The 6,136-nt window shown below is 66.3% G+C and carries 6 protein-coding genes and 1 pseudogene; 5 read left to right on the top strand and 2 right to left on the bottom strand.

All coding sequences use genetic code 11. The annotated features are described in order from the left end of the window. Both TY51_RS02535 and TY51_RS02530 read left to right on the top strand, forming a co-directional pair. A pseudogene (locus tag TY51_RS02535) lies at positions 1 to 836 on the top strand (ABC transporter permease subunit); the annotation flags it as partial. Further along, positions 833 to 1,468, top strand: coding sequence for an ATP-binding cassette domain-containing protein (locus TY51_RS02530; RefSeq protein WP_081994665.1), 636 nt, complete (start codon positions 833 to 835; stop codon positions 1,466 to 1,468). The pseudogene TY51_RS02535 and the gene TY51_RS02530, both read left to right, overlap by 4 nt. Here TY51_RS02530 and TY51_RS02525 read toward each other — a convergent pair. Further along, positions 1,465 to 2,136 carry a DUF3047 domain-containing protein gene (locus tag TY51_RS02525; protein WP_042245444.1) on the bottom strand — a complete coding sequence of 224 codons (672 nt, stop codon included), beginning with the start codon at positions 2,134 to 2,136 and terminating at the stop codon, positions 1,465 to 1,467. The two genes, TY51_RS02530 and TY51_RS02525, sit on opposite strands and share 4 nt — an antisense overlap. Before the next feature lie 404 nt (positions 2,137 to 2,540). Between TY51_RS02525 and TY51_RS02520 the strand changes: the two genes are divergently transcribed. Continuing rightward, positions 2,541 to 3,158, top strand: coding sequence for a hypothetical protein (locus TY51_RS02520; RefSeq protein WP_231558871.1), 618 nt, complete (start codon positions 2,541 to 2,543; stop codon positions 3,156 to 3,158). A gap of 14 nt (positions 3,159 to 3,172) precedes the next feature. Beyond that, complete coding sequence (locus TY51_RS23085; protein ID WP_231558870.1) at positions 3,173 to 3,454, top strand: endonuclease/exonuclease/phosphatase family protein; 282 nt, start codon at positions 3,173 to 3,175, stop codon at positions 3,452 to 3,454. Here the strand turns inward: TY51_RS23085 and TY51_RS02515 are convergent. Then, entirely contained in the window at positions 3,445 to 4,527 is a 1,083-nt protein-coding gene (locus TY51_RS02515) for an FAD-dependent oxidoreductase (protein WP_042245442.1), read from the bottom strand. The genes TY51_RS23085 and TY51_RS02515 overlap by 10 nt on opposite strands. A 133-nt stretch (positions 4,528 to 4,660) precedes the next feature. Between TY51_RS02515 and TY51_RS02510 the strand changes: the two genes are divergently transcribed. After that, positions 4,661 to 5,110, top strand: coding sequence for a DUF302 domain-containing protein (locus TY51_RS02510; protein WP_042245439.1), 450 nt, complete (start codon positions 4,661 to 4,663; stop codon positions 5,108 to 5,110). Positions 5,111 to 6,136: the final 1,026 nt, after the last annotated feature.

Genomic DNA, 6,136 nt, shown 5'->3' with positions numbered 1-6,136 from the left:
CGCTGCTTCGGCGGGGCGCGCGGCTGGCCCGGCTAGACGCAGCGCTGGCCGTCGCGGTCGCGGCGCTGGCTGGGCTGCTGGTCCTCGCGGTACTGTCGCTGGCGGCGCTGGCGGTCTGGTCGGTGACGTTCTCCTGGCGCTGGCCCGACCTGTGGCCGGACCGCATGTCGCTGGCCGCCTGGACCGGCCGCGCTGGCTGGCTGCAGGCTGCATCGACCGCCCTGTGGATCGCGCTGGCCGCCACCGGAATCGCGGTGCTGCTGGCGATCGGCTGGCTGGAGGGCTGCGACCGCAGCGGGCGGCGGGGGCTGCATGGCTGGATGCGCGCAGCCATAGCCCTGCCCCTGGTGCTGCCGCAGCTGACGGTGCTGATCGGGCTGTCCGGCCTTCTGTTGCGTACGGACATGGCCCCGATGATGGCCGTGATCTGGGGCCACGTGCTGTTCGTCTTTCCCTATGTGCTGATCGCGCTGGCTGGGCCGTGGGCCGCACTGGACCCGCGTCTGGACCGCGCCGCCGCCGCCCTTGGGGCAGGGCGGTGGCGCAGGCTGCTGCGGGTCAAGCTGCCGGTCCTGCTGGCCCCCCTGTCACTGGCCGCATCCCTAGGATTTGCGGTGTCCATCGCGCAATACCTGCCGACCCTGTTTCTGGGTGGCGGACGCATCATGACCCTGACGACCGAGGCCGTCGCCCTGTCCTCCGGATCGGACCGACGGGTGGCGGCGGTTCACGCGACTTTGCAGGCGGGCCTGCCATGGGTGGTCTATCTGGCCGCGCTGGTCCTGCCCGCGCTGATCCATCGCAACCGCGCCGCATTGAGGGGAGAGGCGGGATGAGCCTGGAGCTGAGGCATCTGTCCGTGCGGGCACCCGATGGTGCAATGTTGTTCACGGATCTGGATCTGACCATCCCCGCGGGCCAGGTCCTGACGATCACCGGCCCGTCGGGGGTCGGGAAATCGACGTTGCTGGATGCCGTGGGCGGGCACCTGTCGCCGGGGTTCCGCATGACCGGACAGGTCGTGCTGAACGGGCGCGACGTGACCCGCCTGCCCCCCGAGACGCGGGGCATCGGCGTGATGTTCCAGCAGGCCGTCCTGTTCCCGCATCTGTCGGTTGCCGACAATCTGAGCTTTGGCCTGTCCCCTGCCGTGGCCGGGCGGGCGGCGCGGCAGGCCGCGGTCGAGGATGCGCTGGCGCAGGCGGGGCTGGCCGGGATGGGCGCGCGCGACCCCGCGACCCTGTCGGGCGGCCAGCGCGCGCGGGCCGCGTTGATGCGGACCCTGCTGGCCCGCCCGCAGGCGGTGCTGCTGGACGAGCCGTTCTCAAGCCTGGACCCCGAACGGCGTCACGACATCCGCGGCTTTGTCCTGACCACCATCCGCGACAGCGGCATCCCCGCGCTGCTGGTGACGCATGATGATCAGGACGCACGCGCTGCAGGCGGCCCGGTGATCGCCCTGACCTAGCCAAGCCTCAGGTTCGACAGCGTCGCGCGCAGCTGGCTGTCGGTGTCGTCGCTGTCGGCGGACACGGCCAGCCCGACCAGAACCTCGGGCGCGCCGCCGAAGGCTGCGGCATGATCGCGGGCCAGATCGACCTGCGCGCTTGCCGTGCCCGTCCCCGCAGGGCGCAACGCGACTGTGAACCCGCGTCCGCGCAGATAGGGGCTGGCCAGCATCGCGCCCGGCGCATGGTTGCCGCCCCAGACATAGATCAGCGTCCGCGCTGACCGGCTGGACAGCAACCGCTGCGGCGAGGTGTCGGGCGACAGCCGCGCCGCGGCCCCGGCATCCATGAAGACGAAATAGACCGAAATGTTGCGGTCATCGCCCCCCTTGCGCGACAGGTCTGTGGGCGGCACGCTTTGGCTGACAGCCCAATCCCACCGGGCCGTGCGTGCCCCCCGCGCCCCGTCCGGCACGGGCCGATAGATCAGCGAGGAACTGGTATCGGCCGCGATCGACAGCGTCGCACCCCCCAGCCCATAGCGTGTCGACGCCAATCGGGGAAAGCTGACTGAACGCCAGGCGCTGTCGAATGGGATGGAGGCCGCCTGCTGGGCGTGGCTGACGCCCGCCAGGCCAGCGGCCGCGACCGATGCCACCCCTGTGGCCAGAAAAGAACGACGCTGCATGATGGTGCTCCTGCGTTGGCTGCTCAGAATAAAGTCTCCGGTTGGGGCGGGTTGTTACAGCGATCACGGCGAAGTGTTGAGCCGTCCCTGTGACGCCGTAGCAATGGCACAGCCTGCGTGTCCCATGACCAGTCGTCCAGACCCCGGACTGCGGTGCCATCGTCTCGCGAACGGCAAATGCCCTGCACGACCGTGCGTGCAGCCACGGTGCGGTCGATTCCGGGCAGCGGCTGGTAGTGCGGGACACGGATCCTAGGATCGGGGCACCGGGCGTGTCGCGGTTTCAGCGGCTGCGATCCTTGCGCAACCGGACTGAGGCCGCGATTGGGGCAGTCGGGCCTATATCACGGGTCGGGAATTGACATGCGGGTCGTTCCCGTGACGCATGTGGCATGCGTGTTCCCTTGCCCCTTTTCCTTGCAGCTGGGCTGTTGCTGCTGGTCTTTTCCGTGTCCGCATGCAACGGGCGGGACGAGGCCGTGCCTCCGCCGGCGATCGGGGCGCTGCGGGTTGCGACGATGAACACGCATTACATCCTGCTTGATGCGACGGATGACGGGCCCTGGTCCGTCGCGGGCTGGCAGCGGCGGCGCGGGGCCATGGCCGACGTGCTGACAGACCTGGATGCCGACCTGATCGCGTTCCAGGAGATGGAGAGCTTTCGCCGGGGCGACGACGGTTCGGTCAACCTGGCCCGCGACGACCTGCTGGCCGCCGTGCCGGAGTTCTCCCTGGCCGCCAGTGGCGACTGGCGACGGTTTCCCGCGACCCAACCGATCTTCTATCGGACGGAACGCCTGCAGATGCTGGAACAGGGGTGGTTCTTTTTCTCTGACACGCCCGACGTGATCTATTCCCGGACATTCAACGGCTCATATCCCGCATTCGCGTCCTGGGCATGGTTTCAGGATCGCCGCACCGGCACGCGGCTGCGCGTGGTCAACGTGCATCTGGATTTCCGCAGTGCCGAAAACCGGCTGGAATCGGCCCGGCTGGTGGCCGCGCGCCTGGCACCCTGCTGAGCGCCGGAGAGCATGTGGTCCTGGCTGGTGATCTGAATGCGCTGGCGGACAGCCGGACCGCGCGGATCCTGACCGATGCCGGGATGGTTCTGACCCCGGCCCGTGGCTCCAGCTTTCACTTCAACCGCGGCCTGAACCTGTTCGGGGCGATCGACCATATCCTGCACGACTGCGCCACCAGGCTGACGCATCGGCCGGTCGCTGTCCGGTCGCGGCCGGGTGGGCAATGGCCTTCGGACCACTATCCGGTGCTGGCCCAGATCATTCCGGGCGCGGCCCGCTGCGGTCAGCCCTGAAGGCTGGCCATGAAGCGTCGGTCGATCCTGTCCTTCAACCGCCACAGCCACGCCCCGCGCAGGGTCAGCCCCCGCCAATCGGCCAGCGCCGTCCTGCCCCCAAGCGTGATGATCTTGAGGTAATCATCCTGCGGCTCGTACCGGCGCATGGGCTTGCCGGATGTCCCGGCAGCCAGGTTGGCGGCAATGACAGGTGCCTGACGCACCGCGAACACCCCGGCCTTGGGGCGCGGTGCATGCATTATTGCGGCGCAGTCACCGGCGGCAAACAGCGTCGGGTGCCCCTCGACCTGCAGCGCCGGGGTGACGCGGACGAAACCGGCAGGGTCGACAGGCAGGGTCCGGGCCATCCAGCCATGCGCCCGCGCGCCCGCAATGCCGATGGTCAGCGACGATGCGATCCGCGTGCCGTCCGTCAGGACAACAGCGTCACGCTGGACCTGTGCGATCCGGGCATCCGTCACGACGCGGATACCGGCACGCCCGAGGGCCGCCATCAGATGCCTGCGCGATCGCGGCTGCAGGGCCGCACCCACGACCGGCCCCGCCTCGATCACGGTGACCTCGCGTGCCCCGCGATGGTGCAGGGCAAGGGCGATCTCGGCACCCGCCACGCCGCCCCCGATGATGGCAGCACGCGCTGCGGCATGGGTTGCCCCAAGCCGCGCGTTGAACCCGTCAAGCGGTTTGATGGGAATGCCGTGTTCGGGGAAACCGGGTATCTCCGGCATGGCGCTGTGACTGCCCACATCCAGCACCGCAACGTCATAGGCCATGGTCGTGCCGTCCAGCAGGGACACCTGCCGGGCCAGCGGTTCCACGGCGGCGATGCGCCCCTGAATGAACACGATGCGCTGCCGCTCCGCAAGGCGAGCAAGGTCGAGCCGCATCTCGTCCAGCGCGTAATGGCCGGCGATATGTCCGGGGAACATGCCTGAATAGCTGGCCTGCGCCGCCGCATCGATCAAGGTGATCCGGGCACGTGGGATCCCGTCCCGCAAGGCGCGCACTGCCAGCAGGTTCGCATGCCCCGCACCAAGCAGCAGGATCCGTGGACTGTCAGCAGGTGTCATCTGTCACTCCTGCGAGGCACGTGAGCGGCGAAAGGCCCCGCGCCTGTTGCTGGTCATCAAGACCGGATGGGATGGCGATTGACGCGGAACTGCCGCAGGATGATCCGGAACCGTCACCAAAAGGACTATGTGAATGCGCCATCTTCTTGCAACCATCGCCCTTAGCCTTGCCATCACTTCGGTGGCACATGCCGAGGACTGGGTCATCAAGTCCAGCCCCCATGATGTCACCGCCACGGCCGATCGGCTGGAGACAATCATCGAGGACAGTCCTGCCACTCTGGTCGCCCGTGTCGACCACCAAGCCGCAGCGGCAGATGCCGGGCTGCAGATGGACCCCGCCACAGTGCTGATCTTTGGCAACCCCCAGATCGGTACGCCGCTGATGCAGGCAGATCCACGTGCCGCGCTGGATCTGCCGCTGCGCGTACTGATCTGGCAGCAGGACGGAGAAACCAGTGTCGGCTATCTCTCGGTCGAGGCGCTGGCGGATCGTCATAACCTGGATGGCGCCGATGAGGCGCTCGCCGGCATGGCACAGGCGCTGGACCGCATGACGAATGGAGCCGTCGCTGCGCAATAAGCGGCCCTGTTGTCTTGCATGCGATCACCGGTGTCGGCCCAAGTCAGCGTCCCATGATCGCAGTCTCCCTCCAGATACGGCTTCACGATCCTGAAATATGGCAAAAGGGCGAAATCGCGGGGAGTGAAGAGCGAATGGAGGCTAATATGCAGGATCTCGCGTCAGGCCTGTTCTCCCGCCTCCCGAACCAGCCGGTGATCCGGCAGGATCGGACAATGGGCTGATCGCCCGCGTCGGACGACTGGATCCGAGCGTCGGCATCTGCTGGCGCCATCGAAACGGTATAGGAGAGTTGGTTAGAACATAACGGAAGCGGTCGGCCATGTTTATCAAAGCGCGCTGACAATCCCCGGCGTCCAATCCCACCGGTCGACAGAGACCTGTGTTGCGACGCTCGTAGTTCTCCAGCGAAGCAGAGACCCAGTACTCACCAAGCGTCACCTAAACCAGCCGATGACGATCTGCACGGTAGGGGGCCATTTCAAATGCCAAGCCCATGGACTTGGCGGCAGGCAACCATGGCGGTCGAGCTATATGTCTGATGGCGTTTGAAATCTGTTCACGACCCTTGATTAGCAACACGTTAACCGCAGCGCTCAGCCTCATACTCATCACCGACAGCACGAGCGTTGCAATGAACCCGGCGACCAGACCCGATTGTAAAAGCGCCACAGCGCTAGTCCGTGTGTTCATGACTTAGAGCCTGAATACAGCTCTGCTTGTCCGATCGGACAAGAATGGCCTTTATTTCCCCATTGACGCCCTCATCAGCCGTTGGCCTAGTAACGGCGGCTTTTGTCAGACTATCGGTCATTTCTATCTGTCCGATGAAGGTCCGGCATCCCTTGCCCATCGCCGGATGCAGTCGAAGCTTCAGTCGCTTCATTAGACTTAGTTCTTTCTAAACTAACGCGCTGGTTCGCTCTGCGACTTTCTTACAACTGAGCACCGTTCAGGATCCCTTGTCTGGTGTCCATGAGGACGGGACATCGGAAAAATGGATCTGTGCTCTGCCCCCTGAGAACT

Source organism: Paracoccus sp. PAMC 22219 (assembly GCF_000787695.1).
In the GTDB taxonomy this organism is placed as follows: Bacteria; Pseudomonadota; Alphaproteobacteria; order Rhodobacterales; family Rhodobacteraceae; genus Paracoccus.
Note: the sequence above shows the minus strand (reverse complement) of the source record. Positions and strands in the feature narration are given on the sequence as shown.

Coding starts and splice junctions, on each gene's coding strand:
- TY51_RS02530 (WP_081994665.1), top strand. CDS start 833: ATGAGCCTGGAGCTGAGGCATCTGTCCGTGCGGGCACCCGATGGTGCA.
- TY51_RS02525 (WP_042245444.1), bottom strand. CDS start 2,136: ATGCAGCGTCGTTCTTTTCTGGCCACAGGGGTGGCATCGGTCGCGGCC.
- TY51_RS02515 (WP_042245442.1), bottom strand. CDS start 4,527: ATGACACCTGCTGACAGTCCACGGATCCTGCTGCTTGGTGCGGGGCAT.
- TY51_RS02510 (WP_042245439.1), top strand. CDS start 4,661: ATGCGCCATCTTCTTGCAACCATCGCCCTTAGCCTTGCCATCACTTCG.